The 17,635-nt window shown below is 30.3% G+C and carries 17 protein-coding genes; 9 read left to right on the forward strand and 8 right to left on the reverse strand.

Annotated features, from left to right (window positions below):
* Positions 1-5: 5 nt before the first annotated feature.
* The 4 genes from VP90_RS00285 to VP90_RS00300 are packed head-to-tail and all read right to left on the reverse strand — an operon-like array spanning position 6 to position 4,247.
* Positions 6-1,130: a bifunctional 2-methylcitrate synthase/citrate synthase gene (locus VP90_RS00285; protein ID WP_262589057.1), complete on the reverse strand. Its 1,125-nt coding sequence runs from the start codon at positions 1,128-1,130 to the stop codon at positions 6-8.
* Positions 1,130-2,026, reverse strand: coding sequence for a methylisocitrate lyase (prpB, locus tag VP90_RS00290; RefSeq protein ID WP_262589058.1), 897 nt, complete (start codon positions 2,024-2,026; stop codon positions 1,130-1,132). Before prpB ends, VP90_RS00285 begins: the two co-directional genes overlap by 1 nt.
* The gene (locus VP90_RS00295) at positions 2,026-3,528 is read right to left on the reverse strand and encodes an MmgE/PrpD family protein (protein ID WP_262589059.1); all 1,503 of its coding nucleotides are present in this window, start codon (positions 3,526-3,528) and stop codon (positions 2,026-2,028) included. The genes prpB and VP90_RS00295 overlap by 1 nt, the downstream gene beginning before the upstream one ends.
* Before the next feature lie 53 nt (positions 3,529-3,581).
* Positions 3,582-4,247 (reverse strand): HAD family hydrolase, encoded by a 666-nt coding sequence (locus VP90_RS00300; RefSeq protein WP_262589060.1) that lies wholly within the window; start codon positions 4,245-4,247, stop codon positions 3,582-3,584.
* 69 nt (positions 4,248-4,316) lie between these two features.
* Between VP90_RS00300 and VP90_RS00305 the strand changes: the two genes are divergently transcribed.
* Genes VP90_RS00305 through rpsD form a run of 9 tightly spaced genes read left to right on the forward strand, consistent with a single transcriptional unit; the run spans position 4,317 to position 14,192 of the window.
* Positions 4,317-4,940 (forward strand): DapH/DapD/GlmU-related protein, encoded by a 624-nt coding sequence (locus VP90_RS00305; RefSeq protein ID WP_262589061.1) that lies wholly within the window; start codon positions 4,317-4,319, stop codon positions 4,938-4,940.
* Positions 4,941-4,943: 3 nt separating this feature from the next.
* Positions 4,944-6,764 (forward strand): glutamine--fructose-6-phosphate transaminase (isomerizing), encoded by a 1,821-nt coding sequence (gene glmS / locus VP90_RS00310; RefSeq protein WP_262589062.1) that lies wholly within the window; start codon positions 4,944-4,946, stop codon positions 6,762-6,764.
* Between the two features lie 35 nt (positions 6,765-6,799).
* Complete coding sequence (locus tag VP90_RS00315) at positions 6,800-8,179, forward strand: class II 3-deoxy-7-phosphoheptulonate synthase (protein WP_262589063.1); 1,380 nt, start codon at positions 6,800-6,802, stop codon at positions 8,177-8,179.
* 39 nt (positions 8,180-8,218) lie between these two features.
* Positions 8,219-8,956, forward strand: a complete 738-nt coding sequence (gene nadE, locus VP90_RS00320; protein ID WP_262589065.1) for an NAD(+) synthase — start codon at positions 8,219-8,221, stop codon at positions 8,954-8,956.
* Positions 8,957-9,001: 45 nt separating this feature from the next.
* Complete coding sequence (cysS, locus tag VP90_RS00325) at positions 9,002-10,357, forward strand: cysteine--tRNA ligase (RefSeq protein WP_262589066.1); 1,356 nt, start codon at positions 9,002-9,004, stop codon at positions 10,355-10,357.
* A complete protein-coding gene (gene cimA, locus VP90_RS00330; RefSeq protein WP_262589067.1) occupies positions 10,354-11,955 on the forward strand; it encodes a citramalate synthase in 1,602 nt (533 codons plus the stop codon). The genes cysS and cimA overlap by 4 nt, the downstream gene beginning before the upstream one ends.
* A 2-nt stretch (positions 11,956-11,957) precedes the next feature.
* Complete coding sequence (locus VP90_RS00335) at positions 11,958-12,821, forward strand: urea carboxylase-associated family protein (RefSeq protein WP_262589068.1); 864 nt, start codon at positions 11,958-11,960, stop codon at positions 12,819-12,821.
* A complete protein-coding gene (locus VP90_RS00340; protein WP_262589069.1) occupies positions 12,821-13,534 on the forward strand; it encodes an RNA methyltransferase in 714 nt (237 codons plus the stop codon). The genes VP90_RS00335 and VP90_RS00340 overlap by 1 nt, the downstream gene beginning before the upstream one ends.
* 40 nt (positions 13,535-13,574) lie before the next feature.
* The gene (rpsD, locus tag VP90_RS00345) at positions 13,575-14,192 is read left to right on the forward strand and encodes a 30S ribosomal protein S4 (RefSeq protein ID WP_075506111.1); all 618 of its coding nucleotides are present in this window, start codon (positions 13,575-13,577) and stop codon (positions 14,190-14,192) included.
* Between the two features lie 8 nt (positions 14,193-14,200).
* On the opposite strand, the gene grxD is transcribed toward rpsD, so the two are convergent.
* Genes grxD through purQ form a run of 4 tightly spaced genes read right to left on the reverse strand, consistent with a single transcriptional unit; the run spans position 14,201 to position 17,635 of the window.
* A complete protein-coding gene (gene grxD / locus VP90_RS00350; RefSeq protein WP_262589070.1) occupies positions 14,201-14,533 on the reverse strand; it encodes a Grx4 family monothiol glutaredoxin in 333 nt (110 codons plus the stop codon).
* A complete protein-coding gene (locus VP90_RS00355; RefSeq protein ID WP_262589071.1) occupies positions 14,533-14,763 on the reverse strand; it encodes a BolA/IbaG family iron-sulfur metabolism protein in 231 nt (76 codons plus the stop codon). The genes grxD and VP90_RS00355 overlap by 1 nt, the downstream gene beginning before the upstream one ends.
* A complete protein-coding gene (purL, locus tag VP90_RS00360; protein ID WP_262589072.1) occupies positions 14,763-16,955 on the reverse strand; it encodes a phosphoribosylformylglycinamidine synthase subunit PurL in 2,193 nt (730 codons plus the stop codon). The genes VP90_RS00355 and purL overlap by 1 nt, the downstream gene beginning before the upstream one ends.
* Positions 16,952-17,635, reverse strand: coding sequence for a phosphoribosylformylglycinamidine synthase I (purQ, locus tag VP90_RS00365; RefSeq protein ID WP_262589073.1), 684 nt, complete (start codon positions 17,633-17,635; stop codon positions 16,952-16,954). Before purQ ends, purL begins: the two co-directional genes overlap by 4 nt.

A 17,635-nucleotide genomic window follows, 5' to 3' on the forward strand; every position in this document is an offset into this window, starting at 1 on the left:
TTGTATTATCTGTAATTTAATTCCATTACTTTTCGATGCTTGCTACCTTTATATTTAGCAAGTGGTCGAATAAGTTTGTTAGCAGCGTGTTGTTCCATAATATGTGCTGACCAACCTGTGATTCTAGAAATAACAAATATAGGCGTGAAAAAATCAGTATCAAATCCCATTAAATGATACATTGGACCAGTAGGGTAGTCCACATTGGGGTGAATATTTTTCTTTTTGATCATAACTTTTTCAACAATATCGTAAATTTTTTCAAACTTTTTATCTTTTTTAAGTTTTGCAACTTTACCAAAATAATTTCTCATAGTTGGAACTCTAGAGTCTCCTGATTTATATACTCTATGACCAAAGCCCATAACCACTTCTTTATTTTTAAGAGCGTTATTAATCCATTTTAATGCATTTTCTGGTTTTTTTATTCTGTTCATCATGTGCATCACTTCTTCATTTGCACCACCATGTAACGGTCCTTTTAAACTAGCAATTGCACCTGTAATTGCTCCATGAATATCAGATAAACTACTTGTAATTGTTCTAGCAGTAAAAGTTGAAACATTAAAACTGTGCTCAGCGTACAATATTAGAGAAACATCAAATGCTTTAACAATTTCTTTTTGAGGTACTTTTCCAAAGCACATATAGAAAAAGTTTTCAGCAAAAGTTAAATTTTTTTTAGGTTTGATTATTTTTTTACCACTTCTAATTCTGTAAAATGCAGCAAGAGCAGTGGGTGTTTTTGCAAAAATTCTTAATGCTTTTCGCATATTAGCTTCTGGAGTAGAGTTGGAGGTTTCTTTATCTTCTAATCCCATTACACTAACAGCTGTTCTTGCAACATCCATTGGATGGGATTTTTTGGGCATGTGTTTTATAATTTCATATAAATTTTTAGTAAGCTCTCTATTGTTTCTCTCTTCTTTTTCAAACTGTCTTAATTGGATAGTGTTAGGTAGATCTTTGTTTAAGATTAAATAAGCAACTTCTTCAAATCTGCAGTATTCACATAAATCTTGAGCAGCATAACCTCTATATGTCAGAGAGTTAATCTCCGGCATAACTTTTGAAACTTCAGTTTCATCTACAACAATTCCAAGCAAACCTTTTTTAATATCATCACTCATTATTCATGTCCTTCTGTACTAAAATTATAAATTTTTTCATCTAAAGAATTATATTTTTCGTATTCTACTAATTCATACAATCTTTTTCTTGTCTGCATTTTATCTATTATATTATTTTGATGTCCATTTGCATAAATGTCTCTTAATCCATCTTCAACGTTTTTCATTGCTAGTCTTTGTGTAGTCACTGGATATATAACAATATTATAGCCAAGGTTTTCTAACTCCTTATAGTTGAATAACTTGGATTTACCAAATTCTGTCATATTAGCTAACAAATAACATGAAAGTTCTTTTCTTACTTTTTCAAAATCTTTTTCATCATGTAAAGCTTCAGGAAATACAATTTCTGCTCCAGCATCAATATAAGCTTTACATCTATCAATCATTTTATCAATTCCCTCAACACTTTTTGCGTCTGAGCGTGCTATAATTTTAAAATGTTGATCTTTTTTTGCAGCTACACATTCTTTTATTTTTGAAACCATATTCTCTGTTGAGACTAGTTCTTTATTATCTAGATGCCCGCATCTTTTTCTTTCAATCTGGTCTTCCAAATGAACACCAGTTAACCCAAACTCTTCAAAAGTTTCTATAGTTTCTTTACAAGATTTAAATCCTGTATCTATATCAACTATTGTTGGAAGATTTGTTACCCTAGATATTAAATAAGATCTGGTACTCACATCTTGAAGTGTTGTTAAACCAATATCAGGAAAACCAAGATCATTAGCCATAACACCTCCTGATACGTAAACTGCATCATAACCAATTTCCTCAATTAATTTCGCTGTTAGAGGATTGTAAGCTCCAGGAACTCTCAGAATTTTATTTGATTTAAGTTTTTGTTCAAAATCTATTCTTTTTTGACTCGGTTCTTTTTCAACAAAGTGCATTAAAAAATTCCTTTTTTCAAATTTCTTTTTAACTTACTTTTTTTAATCTCAATATTTAGTTTATCTAATTGACCAGCTTTTAAGTTTTTTAAATTTTGAACATTTCTTAAAAAACGATCACTCTCTTTTTTATCTAAAATGCCATATGTTAGAGTTAAAAATTTATTTATATAATTTTCTCTTTTAAATGGTCTTGCTCCATATGGATGAGCATCAGCTCTATCTAGTTCCTCAGTTACTTTTTTCCCACTGTTCAATGTAACAACAACTTTTGCTCCAAAAGATTTCTTTTTTGGATCTGGATCATGATATTTTTTTGTCCATTTTTTATCTTCATAGGTTGTTATTGAATTCCATATTTTAATAGTACTTTTTCTATTAGCTCTTGATTTTGTGTAAGATTTTACATGATGCCAATCACCATCTTCTAGTGCGACTGCAAAAATATACATAATAGAGTGATCCAATGTTTCTCTACTTGCATTTGGATCCATTTTTTGTGGATCATTTGCACCTGTTCCAATTACATAATGCGTATGATGACTTGTATAAATATCTATTTTTTTGATTTGATTTAAATTTGATACTTTGTTTTTTAATTTCTTTGCAAGATCTATTAAAGCCTGAGATTGATACTCCGCAGAATATTCTTTTGTATAAGTTTCTAATATAGCTTTTTTACTTTCTCCTTTTTTAGGTAATGGGACTTTATATTTTGCTTTTTTTCCATCAAGTATTCTTGCAATTACACTATCTTCACCTTCATAAATTGGACTTGGGGCGCCTTCACCTCTCATAACTCTATCGACAGCTTCTATTGCTAGTTTCCCAGCATGTGCAGGTGCATATGCTTTCCAACTAGATATCTCTCCTTTTCTAGATTGTCTTGTAGAAATAGTTGTGTGTAGTGCTTGCTGAACTGCTTGGTAAATTGTTTCAGTATTTAATTTTAACATTGATCCCAATCCAGCAGCAACACTTGGACCAAGGTGTGCAATGTGATCTACTTTATGTTTATGTAAACAAATCCCTTTAACTAAATTTACCTGAACTTCGTAAGCAGTTATAATTCCTCTTAATAGATCTAAACCACTCTTTTTATTTTGTTGGGCTACACTTAAAAGTGGGGGAATATTATCACCAGGGTGACTGTAATCTGCTGCTAAAAAAGTATCATGAAAATCAAGTTCTCTTACAGCGGTTCCATTTGACCAGGCTGCCCATTCACAATCAAATTTTAGTTTTGAGTTAACTCCAAAAAGAGTTGCTCCATTCTTTCTTGAATGCTTCAAAGCCATCTCTCTTGATGAAATAACAGGCTTTCTATTTAAAGAAGCAATAGCAACTGAAGCATTGTCAATAATTCTATTAATTACCATTTCAATTGCCTCTTTATTTAGTTTAGCGTTATCACTTGCAATTTCTGCAATTTTCCAGGCAAGTTGTTTTTTCTTTGGTAAATGAATTTTAGATGGAAAAACTTTAACTGTATGTAGTAACAAAATAACTCCTTATAAGTAATTTTGTTTTAATAGCTAAAATAAATTAATCAATATTAAAGATATTCAGATATGATTTTTTCAATTCCAACAAAATCTTTTATTAAGTGATTATGGTAGATTTCATCAGATCTTTTTTCAGTATATCCATATTTTAACAATATCATTGGAATATCTGCTGCTTTTGCAGAGTTTGCATCAGTTTCACTATCTCCAATCATAATTGATTTTTTTAAATCTCCATCCAATATTTCTATCACTGTCGTTAAATGTCTAGGATCAGGCTTACAATAATCAAATGTGTTATATCCCGCTACATATTCAAAATAATCATAAATCCCAATTTTTTTTAAAAGATCAACAGCAAGATGCTCAGTTTTGTTAGTGCAAACAGCCATAGAGATTTTTTCATTTTTACACCAATTTAAAAAATCTTTTACCCCATTTATTAAAGTACTTTTATTATAAATATTTTTTCCATAGAAAGACAAAAATTCATCAGTCATTTCGTTTTGAATTTTTTCATCAAACCATTTCCATTTTCCATATGATTTTTGCATCATCGCCTTAGCCCCTTGTCCAACTGCATTTTTTAATTCAACAATAGATTTTGTTGGATAACCAAACTTTTTCATCACATGATTATGAGCAAGTATTAAATCTGGTGCTGTATCTACTAGAGTGCCATCTAAATCAAACAATACTGTAAATTTTTGTTTCATATCAAAAGTATTTTAAAGAAATAATTTGTGAATTAATAAAGATATATACTTAATGTAAAGAAAATCTAGATGAAACAACCAATAAATCATAATAATCAAAATAAACTTCGAAATAAATTTTTAAAAGCCGGTGTTAAAATGACAGGTCCAGAAACTATTTTTTTTTCAAATGATACAAAAATTGGAAAAGGAGTTATAATTGAACCATATGTAGTAATTGGATCTAAAGTTAAAATTGGAGATAATGTAATTATAAAATCATTTTCACATTTAGAGTCTTGTAAGGTAGAAAATAAAGTTGAGATAGGTCCTTATGCAAGAATTAGACCAGACACAATTCTTAAAGAAGGTTCAAAAGTAGGTAATTTTGTAGAGATTAAAAAATCAACTGTTGGAAACAAATCAAAAATTAATCATTTATCTTATGTTGGAGACAGTGATATCGGTAAGATGGCAAATATTGGTGCAGGAACAATTACTTGTAATTATGACGGTGTAAAAAAAAGTAAGACGATAATTGAAGATAAAGTATTTATAGGATCAAATTCATCTCTAGTAGCACCTGTAAAAATTGACAAAGAAAGTATTGTTGGTGCAGGATCTGTAATAACAAAAAATGTTAAAAAAAAATCTCTAGCACTAACCAGATCTGCACAAGTGGAAATTAAAAATTATAAAAGAAAGACAAAATAAATTATGTGTGGAATTATAGGAATATCTAGCAATAAATCTGTTTCTGCAAATATAATAAATTCTTTAAAAAAACTTGAATATAGAGGTTATGACTCTGCTGGGGTTGCAACTTTATTTGATGGTGAAATTAATGAAGTAAAATCCGAAGGAAGAGTTGATAATTTAGAACAAAACTTTGATCTAAAATCTTTAAAAGGAAATATTGGGATAGGCCATGTAAGATGGGCTACTCATGGAATTCCAAATAGTATTAATGCTCACCCACACTCATCAGATAATGTTTCAGTCGTCCATAATGGAATAATAGAGAACTCAACAATTTTAAAAAAACATTTAATTAATAAGGGTCATACTTTCAAATCTCAGACTGATACTGAGGTAATAGTCCATTTAATTACAGAAAATTTAAAAACTATGGAACTAGAAGAGGCAATAACCAAAACTTTAAAACAACTTCATGGAAGTTTTGCATTAGGTATAATTTTTAAAGATATTCCAGATTTAATTGTAGGTGCAAGAAGAGGATCACCACTAGCTGTCGGTTATGGTCCTAATGAAAATTACCTAGGGTCAGACTCTTATGCTTTAAAATCCATGACAAATAAAATTACTTATCTTGATGATGGAGAGTTTTGTATTGTTAAAAAAGATCAAGTTCATTTTTACAATCAAGAGGGAAAAAAAATTAACAAAAAAATTTTAGAATTATCATCTAATGAGTCAAATTATGACAAAGGTGACTTTAAACATTTCATGGCTAAAGAAATAGAGGAGCAGCCTCTAACAGTAAAAACTGGAATTAAAGAATATTTAGATAATGTAAATAATGAGATAAACATTTTCAATTTTCCGTGGAAAATCAATGAAATTAAATCAGTTACTTTAATTGGGTGTGGTACTGCTTATCATTCTTGTTTAATGGCAAAATATTGGTTTGAAGAATTAACTTCTTTAGATGTTAATATCGATATAGCCTCAGAGTTTAGATATAGAAAAAATAGATTTAAAAAGGATAGTTTATATATTTTTGTTTCTCAGTCTGGTGAAACTGCAGATACTTATGCAGCTTTGGATCTTTGTAACAAAAATAATATGAAAACATGTGCTGTAGTTAATGTAATTGAAAGCTCAATAGCAAGAGACTCAAATTTTGTATTACCAATTCACTGTGGACCCGAAATAGGGGTTGCATCTACAAAAGCGTTCTTAGGTCAAATACTTGTTTTATATATTTTAGCTTTAAAAATTGGATCTTTGTCTGGTCAAATAGATAAAAAAAATTATCAGGTAAAAATTAAAGATCTTAAAAACTTACCAAGCTTAATAGAAAAAACTTTATTAATAGATAATGATATTCAAGCAATCTCTTCAACATTCAATGAGGCTAAAGGATCTATGTTCCTTGGAAGAGGTTTCTCTTTCCCCATAGCTTTGGAAGGTGCATTGAAATTGAAAGAATTATCTTATGTTCATGCGGAGGGTTATCCAGCTGGTGAAATGAAACATGGACCACTTGCTTTAATTGAAGAGGGTATGCCAGTTGTTGTTCTAGCACCAAGAGACAGTTACTATAAAAAAACAATTTCTAACATGCAGGAAGTAATAGCAAGAGGTGCTAAAGTTCTTTTAATTACAAACAAAAGCAAGGATGAAATTTTTTCGGAGAATATTTGGGAAACTATTGAGGTTGAAAATACCAATGATGATTTATTACCATTCCTTTTAACAATTCCACTTCAAAAGCTTGCATATTATTCAGCTTTGAAAATGGGTTATGATATAGATAAGCCAAGAAACTTAGCCAAATCAGTCACAGTTGAATAAAGTTTAAACTCTGCTAAAACACCCCCTGGTTGAATATGAAAAATTGGAAAAAAAATAGTTGGAGAAAATATCCGGTTAAACACATACCGGAATATCCAGATAAAAAAGAACTGAATAAAGTTTTAGATAAAATTGGAACTTTTCCTCCTTTAGTGTTTGCAGGTGAGACTAGACACCTAAAAGATCAATTAGCTGATGTTGTAGATGGAAAAGCATTTTTACTTCAGGGTGGAGATTGTGCAGAGAGTTTTGCTGAATTTAACCCTGATAATTTAAGAGATACATTTAAACTAATTTTGCAAATGTCTTTAGTTTTAACTTATTCAGCTTCTTTACCAGTTGTAAAAGTTGGAAGAATTGCTGGTCAATTTTCAAAACCGAGAAGTTCTCCTGTTGAAAATATTGATGGCGTGGAGCTTCCAAGTTATTTAGGTGACAACATTAATGGAATGGAATTTACAGAAAAAGCTCGAATTCCAGATCCAAAAAGATTATTCAAAGCTTATTCTCAATCAGCTGCAACTCTAAATCTTATAAGAGCGTTTTCAAAAGGAGGTTTTGCAGACTTAAACAAAGTTCATTTATGGAATTTAGGCTATATTAAAAAAAGTCCAGAAGCCAAAAAATTTAAAGATCTAGAGGATAAAATTGCAGATGCGATAGCATTTATGAGAGCGTGTGGAATTACATCAGATTTTAACAATAGATTATACACTGTGAATTTTTGGACATCACATGAAGCGTTACTATTACCTTTTGAAGAAGCAATGACAAGAACAGACTCCACTACAGGTGAGAACCATGATACCTCAGCTCATTTTGTTTGGATAGGTGATAGAACAAGACAGCTTGATGGTGGACATGTAGAATTTTGTAGAGGAATTGAAAATCCTATAGGTATTAAATGTGGACCAACTTTAAAACCAGATGATTTGATAAATCTTTGTAACCGAATTAATCCAAAAAATGAAAAAGGTAAGATAACTTTAATCTCAAGATTTGGAGCAGATAATGTTTCAAAATTTTTACCAAAATTAATTAGAGCAATTAAAAAAGAAGGATTGAATGTAATTTGGTCTTGTGACCCATGTCATGGAAATACAATTAAAGCTGCAACAGGTTTCAAAACTAGACCATTCAACAGTGTGTTGAATGAAGTAAAAAATGTTTTTGCATGTCACCAAAGTGAAGGAAGTTATGCAGGAGGTCTCCATATTGAGTTAACCGGACAAGATGTAACTGAATGCATTGGTGGAGCACAAAAAATTTCTGAAGAAGATCTTTCTTCAAGATACCACACTCATTGTGATCCTAGGTTGAATGCCAACCAAGCTTTAGAATTAGCTTTTATGATTTCAGATGAGATTAAAAAGAATAGCTCATATTCTAAAAATGCAGATAGAGCGGCATCTTAAGACATTGTAAAATCTCTATAATAAAATATTTTATAAATTATGAACGCCTCAGAAAAAGTTAAGTTTATATCTAATTGGATTAAAAACTATGTTGACAATATGCCTTCAAAGGCTCAGTCTCTTGTTATTGGAATATCTGGAGGTATTGATTCATCTGTTTCTAGCACCTTAAGTGCTATGACGGGTTTGAAAACAATAGTTTTGTCGATGCCAATTAAACAAAAATCACATCAACATGATCTAAGTTTAAAACATCAGGAATGGTTAGTAAAAAATTTTAAAAATGTTGAAGCACATACAATTAATTTAGATGAACTGTTTTTGACATTTAGTTCAAGCTTATCTAAATTTGACAACGAGCATGGAATGGCAAATTCTAGAGCAAGATTAAGAATGACTACTCTTTACCAAGTTGCTGCAGCTAATAAAGGAATAGTAGTTGGAACTGGAAACAAAGTAGAAGACTTTGGAGTTGGATTTTATACAAAATATGGAGATGGAGGAGTAGACATTTCCCCTATAGCGGATTGTAATAAAACCCAAGTTTGGGAACTAGGGAAAGAACTTGGTATTTTAAAAGAAATTATTGAAGCAGCACCTACTGATGGTTTGTGGGATGATGGTAGAACAGATGAAGGCCAACTAGGGTTAAAATATGAAGAACTTGAAGAAGCTATGAATAATCCTAAATCTTCCAACAGAGCAAAATACGAAACCATTAGAAAACAAAATTTGCATAAAATGGAGCCTATTCCAGTATGCAAAATTCCAAATTAATCAAATAGATTCACAAATCTATAATTTAAGTATATTTCTAAAATTATGAGTAATGATATTTTTTTAACAAATAATCTTACAAACAAAAAAGAAAAATTTGTACCAATAGATGAACAAAATATAAGAATGTATGTTTGTGGACCAACAGTTTATGATGATCCTCATATTGGAAATGCAAGACCAATAGTTGTTTTTGATATCCTTTATAAAATTTTTAAAAAAAAATATTTAAAAGTTACTTATGTTAGAAATATTACAGATGTAGATGATAAAATTATTAAATCTTCAAAAGAAAATAATATTTCAATTTCAGAGCTAACAAATAAAGTTACTGAAAGTTTTGGTGAAGATTGTAATTATTTAAATTGTGAAACACCAACTCATCAACCTAAAGCAACTGAAAATATTGATTTGATGATTGAAATGGTTTCTGAATTAATCAAAAAAGGTTTTGCTTATGAGAATAACAACCATGTTTATTTTGAGGTTAAAAAGTTTAATGATTATGGTCAGCTATCAAACAAAAAACTAGAAGACTTAATTGCTGGATCAAGAATTGAAATAAGTGAAAATAAAAAAAATTCAGAAGATTTTGTTTTATGGAAGCCATCAGCAAGTGACGAACCTTCTTGGGATTCTCCATGGGGAAAAGGAAGACCTGGATGGCATTTAGAATGTTCAGCAATGTCAAAAAAATTTTTAGGAGATGAGTTTGATGTTCATGGGGGCGGTATAGATTTAATATTTCCCCACCATGAAAATGAAATAGCACAATCAAGATGCGCTAATGGTACAAAAGTATTTGCTAATTATTGGTTGCACAATGCATTTATTACTATGTCCAATGAAAAGATGGCAAAGTCTCAGGGTAACATTTTAAAAATAAAAGATTTTAGAAATAATATTAGTGGCCAGATTTTAAGATTAGCTTTAATGAGTGCGCATTATAAACAACCATTAGATTGGAATGATAAACTTTTAGAAGATTGTCAAAATACTATTAACAAATGGTACAATGTTTATGTAGATAGTAAAAATAATGCAGAGATCTCGGATGAAATTCTTCAACCTCTGTATGATGATTTAAACACACCAGGTTACATAGCAAATTTACACAAATTATATGAAAAAGCACAAAAAGGTGATGACAATGACAAAGCTGTATTTGTTTCTGCTTGTCAGTTCGTAGGACTTTTAAACCAAAATAAAGATGAGTGGTTAAGCTTCAAAATGAGCAAAGCTTCTATTTCAGAAAAAGAAATTTTGCAGAAAATAGACGAAAGAAACAAAGCAAGAGAGAACAAAAATTATGAAGAAGCTGATAAAATTAGAAATGAACTCTCAGACAAAGGTGTTTTAATAGAAGATAAAGATGGTAAAACGATTTGGAAATTTAAATGAGTAAAGAACAACTTTATATTTTTGATACAACATTGCGTGATGGTGCACAGACACAAGGAGTAGATTTTTCTATCGATGATAAAGAAAAAATTTCATCTGCACTTGATTTGTTAGGGGTAGATTATGTTGAAGGAGGTTGGCCAGGTGCCAATCCAACAGATACAGAATTTTTTAATAAAGATCACAATTTTAAATCAACTAAATTAACTGCATTTGGGATGACAAAAAAATCAGAGCATAGTGCTGAAAATGATCCAATGTTGTCATCATTAATTAATTCAAAAAGCTCATCTATTTGTTTGTTCGGTAAATCTTGGGATTTTCAAGTGAAAGTTGCGTTAGGAATTACTAATGAGCAAAATTTAACGAATATAAGTGAAAGTGCAAAACACATAGTAAAATCAGGTAAGGAATTCATGTTTGATGCTGAACATTTCTTTGATGGTTATAAATCTAATCCAGAATACGCTTTGTCTTGTTTAAAATCTGCATTTGATAATGGAGCAAGATGGATTGTTTTATGTGATACTAATGGTGGGACACTCCCACATGAAATTTCTAAAATTGTAAATGAAGTAAGTAAACATATTCCAGGAAAAAATTTAGGAATACATGCTCATAATGATACTGAAAATGCTGTTGCTAATAGTCTTGCAGCAGTTCAAGCTGGAGTAAGACAGGTTCAAGGCACTATAAATGGATTGGGCGAAAGATGCGGTAATGCAAATTTGATGTCATTAATCCCTTCATTTTTTTTAAAGAAAGATTTTTCTGATAAATTTGAGCTTAGTATTAAGAGAGAAAATTTGAAAAATTTAACTCAATGCTCAAGATTACTAGATGAAATATTAAATAGAAAACCCAACAAACATTTACCTTATGTTGGCGCATCAGCTTTTTCACACAAAGGTGGAATGCATGTATCTGCAGTTCAAAAAGATCCAAAAACTTATGAGCACATCAATCCTGAAGAGGTTGGAAATTCTCGAAATATTGTAGTTTCAGATCAATCAGGTCAATCAAATATAATGTCTAGATTAAATTCAATTGGGATCAATGTTCAAAAAAGTGATCCAAAAATAAAAAAACTTTTAGATGAAGTAAAAGATAGAGAGTTCATTGGTTATAGCTATGATGGCGCAGATGCATCTTTTGAATTACTTGCGAGAAGATTGATGGGAGAGATACCAAGATATATTTCAATTAATGAATACGACGTTTCTGTAAAGAAAGATAAAACAGGAGAAATTATATCTTATGCTAAAGCACAATTAGAAGTAGATGGAGATAAAATTTTATGTGAGGGACAAGGAAATGGACCTGTTAATGCTTTAGATAATGCAATTAGAAAAAATGTTAATAAGCTTGCTAAATATTCTGAGTATTTGAAAGATTTAAGACTTGTTGACTATAAAGTTAGAATTTTAAATACAGGTACAGAAGCAGTTACTAGAGTTAGTATTGAAAGCACAGACTCTAAAGGAGTGAACTGGTTCACAATTGGAGTATCACCCAACATAATTGATGCTTCATTCAAAGCTTTAGTGGATAGTTTAGATTATAAATTATTTAAGGATAAAGCACCTGGAAGTTTATAAAAATGAAAATTAAAAAATTTTCAGAAAAACCGTCAAATATTAATAGTAGAATAGGGGCAAAACCTATCGTTTGTTATCCAAATAATACTATTGAGGATAAAAATTTAAACACTCTACATTCCGCAAGAGAACATTTGGTAAAAAAAGACGAAGTAATCATACCTCCAAGAGACGCGAAAACATTTGAGGTTAAATTTGGAGAGTTTTTCAGAATTGAAAGTGTAGATGGACCACAAGTGGGAGATCTAAATTTATTTAATTTAAATAATCTAGAGGAAAAATTTTATTCAGGAAAAACAAGAGCTTTATATGGAACGCATCTTTCTGTTGGAGACAAAATGTTTAGTAGTTTTCCATATCTAAGATCTTTGGCTACAATAACTTGGGATACTTTGGATTGGTATGATTATGATAAGGATGGTGGTTCTGTTCATGATGTAATTGGAACCAGGTGTGATCCTTATACTTCAAAACTTTTGAGTGACAATGATTATCACTATTGTTGCCATTCAAATTTAACTAGAGCATTAGTTAAAGAAAAAAATATTCAACTAGATAATGCAGAAACAATAGTTCATGATGTATTAAATGTATTTATGTTAACTGGTTTTACTAATGACACCAAACAATACTTCATGAAAGCTAGTCCTGTTAGACCAGGGGATTATCTAGAGTTTTTTGCTGAAACAGATTTGTTGGGCGCTCTTTCAGCTTGTCCTGGAGGAGATTGTGGATCTGAACACTCTTCTGATGTTGCAAAATGTTATCCATTAAAAGTTTCTATTTGGTCTGTAGATCACAAGTATTTAACAGACATTAAACCATCTGCTGTTTCTAGTTATAACAGAAATCATGGCATTGATTAATGTCAGTTAATAATATTTCTTTCATTTTACACAAGCCTCAGCTTTCAGAAAATATTGGAGCTTGCGCAAGAGGAATGAAAAATTTCAATTTTCAGAAACTAGTTGTTGTAGATCCTAAACCAATATTTCCTAACGATAAAATTTTAGCAACTTCTGTTGGTGCTAAGAATATTATTAATAAAACAAAGAATTATGAAAATTTAGAAAGATCTTTAAAGAATATCGATATTGTTATTGCAACATCCGCGAGATTTAGAAATAAAAATATTAAGCATATTCAATTAGAAGATTTAAATAAAATTAATTATAAAAAAAAGGTAGCTTTTCTGTTTGGATCAGAAGCATCAGGTTTATCCAATAATGAAATTAGTTATGCCAATTACACTCTTCAAATTCCAACAAATCCTGATTTCAAGTCATTAAACCTATCTCATAGTCTCATAATTATTGCTCAATATGTATCAAGTATTCTTAATTCAAAAGTGTCCTCTTTTAATAAATCAAATAAAGTAAAATCTGCCTCTAAAAAAGAAATTGTTGATATGGCTAATTTATGTATCCAGAATCTAGAAGAGATTAATTTCTTCAAATCAAAAGAGAAGAAGCCAATAATGCTAGAAAACCTAAGAAATATCTTTTACCGGATGGAATTATCATCAAAAGAATCGCGTATTTTATCTGGTGTATTTGCAAGTTTAGGCAAAAAACGTTGATTGACAAAAGTAAGAGTAAGTTTATAAAGCCCACTATTAAATGACAAAAAGATTAAACTCTAAACATAAAGTAGATAGAAGATTAAAGGTTAACCTATGGGGTAGACCAAAAAGTCCTTTTAATACTAGAGCATATGGACCTGGTCAACATGGTCAAACAAAAACTTCTAAGCCTTCAGATTATGGAATTCAGCTACAAGCTAAGCAGAAATTAAAAGCATATTACGGAAATATTAACGAAAAACAGTTTAGAAATATTTACAAAAAAGCAGTTATGCTTAAGGGTGATACAGGTGAAAATTTAATCGGTCTTTTAGAGAGAAGACTAGACGCTATTATTTATAGAGCAAAGTTTGCAACTACAATTTTTTCAGCTAGACAATTAATCAATCACGGTCATGTTAGAGTAAATGGCAAGAAAGTTAATATTGGAAGCTATTCAGTAAAAGAAGAGGACACAATTGAAATTAGAGATAAATCTAAACAATTAGCAATCATTGATATCGCTCTAGCAAATAAAGAAAGAGAAACACCAGAATACATCCAAATGGATGAGAAAAATAAAAAATTAAAATTTGTAAGAGTTCCTAAATTTGAAGAAGTGCCTTATCCAGTAATAATGGAACCCAATCTTGTAATTGAATATTATTCAAGATAATTTCTAATTTAATTTTTAAAATTAATACCCTTATCCTCAAGAACTTTTTTAAGTTCTCCGTTTTCGTACATTTCTTTTACGATATCACATCCACCAACAAATTCTTTTTTAATATACAATTGAGGAATTGTTGGCCAATCACTGTAAACTTTAATACCTTCTCTGATGTTTTGATCTTCTAAAACATTTACTCCTTTAAAATTTACTTCAAGAATTTTTAACATGTTTGAAACAGCCATTGAAAAACCACACTGTGGAGCATCTGGAGTTCCTTTCATAAACAAACAAACATCATTGTTGTCTATATGATTTTGAATTATATTTTTTGTATTATCGTCCATTATTGCTCCTTTGTTTTAATTGCTAGGGCATGTAATTCATTTCCCATACGTCCTTTTAGAGAATTATATACCATTTTATGTTGTTCAATTTTACTTTTTCCTGAAAACTGAGAAGAAGTCACAGTCGCTGAATAATGATTTCCATCACCTGCTAAATCTTGAATCTCTACAACAGCATCAGGCATTGCTTCTTTAATTAAACTCTCAATTTCTTTTAAATCCATTGCCATTAGTTACTCATATAATCTGTAAGCCACTTTTTATTTGAACTTGTTAATTCGTCAATTGTAACTTTTGTCTTATCATCAAAATATAGTTCATTTTCACTGATTGTACCAAGTTCGTCAAAATGAACAGCATTTTTATTCAATATATCTGTGACTTTTTTTAAATCTTTTTTACTAACCTCAATAATGTAACGCCCTTGATCTTCACCAAAGAAATACCCCAATTCATTGATTAAATATTTTGGTTTATTTAAATTTATTCCTTTTTTACCTTTGATGCACATTTTGGCTACCGCTGTAATAATTCCACCCAAAGAAACATCATGAGCACTTTTGATTAGATTACTTTCGATAAGTTTCAATAAAGTTTCTCCATTATTTTTTTCATTAAATAAATTTATTTCAGGAGGAGGACCATTTTTTTCATCTAATATATTCCTTGCAAATAAAGTTTGATCTAAATGTCCCTCTGTTTTTCCAATAACTAAAACCACATTATCAATCTCTTTAAAATCCATAGTGATCATTTTATTATAATCCTTTATCAAACCCACACCTCCAATAGCAGGAGTTGGCTTTATACCTTCATCTTTAGTTTGATTGTAAAAAGAAACATTTCCTGAAACTACTGGGAATTTTAAATATTCACTTGCTTCACCAATTCCTTGAACACATTCGACAAACTCACCCATATTCTCTTCATTTTCAGGGCTTCCAAAATTTAAACAATTAGTAATAGCTATAGGTTTTGCACCAACAGCAATTAAATTTCTAAAACTTTCACAAACAACTTGTTTTCCACCGGTAAGAGGGTGAGCCCAACAATATACAGCAGAACTGTCGACTGAAGCAGCTACAGCTTTATTTGTTCCATGCACTCTCACAACTCCAGCATCTCCACCTGGTTTTTGAATAGTATCCCCCATAACCGTATGATCATACTGCTGCCAAATCCAATCTTTGCTACAAATATTTGGGTTAGCTAAAACTTTTTTCAGAACATCTATAATTTTGAAATTTTTTAAATCTTCTTTTTTAATTTTATTCTTTTTTGGTAGCTTTGCTTTTTTCCATTTACGATCGTACATAGGTGAATTTTCGACCAATGTATTTACAGGAATGTCTGCTACCTTTTCATTGTCAAAGTAAAGTTGTATTTTTTTTGAATTGGTAGTTTTACCAATTACTGCAAAATCTAAATTCCATTTATCAAATATTTTTTTTGCTTGTTTTTCTTTTCCATTTTCTAAAACAATCAACATTCTTTCTTGGCTTTCAGAGAGCATAATTTCATAAGGTGTCATCTTAGTTTCTCTGCAAGGAACTTTGTTTAGATTTATTTCAATTCCAAGATTTCCTTTTGATGCCATTTCTATACTTGATGATGTTAATCCAGCAGCTCCCATATCTTGTATGGCTATAATTGAGTCTCCAGCCATTAATTCTAAACAAGCTTCCAGTAAAAGTTTTTCAGTAAATGGATCTCCAACTTGAACAGTGGGTTTCTTTTCCTCTATTTTATCATCAAAACTTGCTGAAGCCATGCTGGCTCCATGAATTCCGTCTCTACCTGTTTTTGAACCAACATATATAACTGGCTTGTTTAAACCAGCTGCTTTTGAGTAAAAAATCTTATCTTTTTTAACCAAACCCAGGGTCATTGCATTAACCAAGATATTTCCATTATATGAACTATCAAAACTTGTTTGTCCTGCAACAGTTGGAACACCCATACAATTTCCATATCCTCCAATTCCATGAACTACACCTCTTAGCAGATTTTTTGTTTTTTTGTGCTGTGGGGAACCAAAATGAATTGAGTTTAAATTTGCAATAGGTCTAGCACCCATTGTAAATACATCTCTCATAATCCCACCAACACCAGTTGCTGCACCTTGATAGGGCTCAATAAAAGATGGGTGGTTATGGCTTTCAATTTTAAAAACAATGGCATCATTATCTTCAATATCAATAACACCAGCGTTTTCTCCAGGACCTTGAATAACTTTTTTTCCTTTTGTTGGAAGTTTTTTTAAATGAAGTCTTGAAGATTTATATGAGCAATGCTCATTCCACATTGCAGAAAAAATACCAAGTTCAGTAATATTTGGTGTTCTTTTTAATAATTCACAAATTTTAGTATATTCATCTTTTTTTAAACCATGATCAATTGCTACTTGTTCGTCTACTATCATTTTAAATTATTAATTAAATTATTAAAAAAAATTGAACCATCTTCTCCTGATAAACAACTATCAATCATTCTTTCAGGATGAGGCATCATACCTAAAACATTTTTTTCTTTATTAAAAACACCAGCAATATTTTTAATTGAACCGTTTGGATTGAATTGTTCTTCTATTTTTCCATTTTCATCGCAATAATTTATTGCAACTTGTTCATTATCTTCAATTTCTTTTAATTGATCTTTGGTACAAAAATAATTTCCTTCATTGTGAGCAATATGAAATTCCAAAACATCATTTTTAATATTATTAAAATAATTATTTGTTTTATTATTAATTTTTACGAATACATTTTTGCAAATAAATTCTAAATATTTATTTCTTAATAACACGCCAGGAACTAGTCCAGTTTCAACTAATATTTGAAATCCATTACAAATTCCCATTACCATACCACCAGAGTTGGCAAAATTAATTACTGACTTCATAATTTTAGACTTAGATGCCATACTCCCACATCTTAAATAGTCACCATATGAAAATCCTCCTGGTAATACAATTAAATCACTTTTTGGAAGGTCAGCATCATCATGCCAAACCATTTTATTCTTAAATCCAAATTTTTTTAGAGCAACATCCATATCTCTATCACAATTGGATCCAGGAAAAGTAATGACAGATGATTTCAT

It is taken from the genome of Candidatus Pelagibacter ubique HIMB140 (genome assembly GCF_025558165.1).
Classification (GTDB): Bacteria; Pseudomonadota; Alphaproteobacteria; order Pelagibacterales; family Pelagibacteraceae; genus Pelagibacter; species Pelagibacter ubique_T.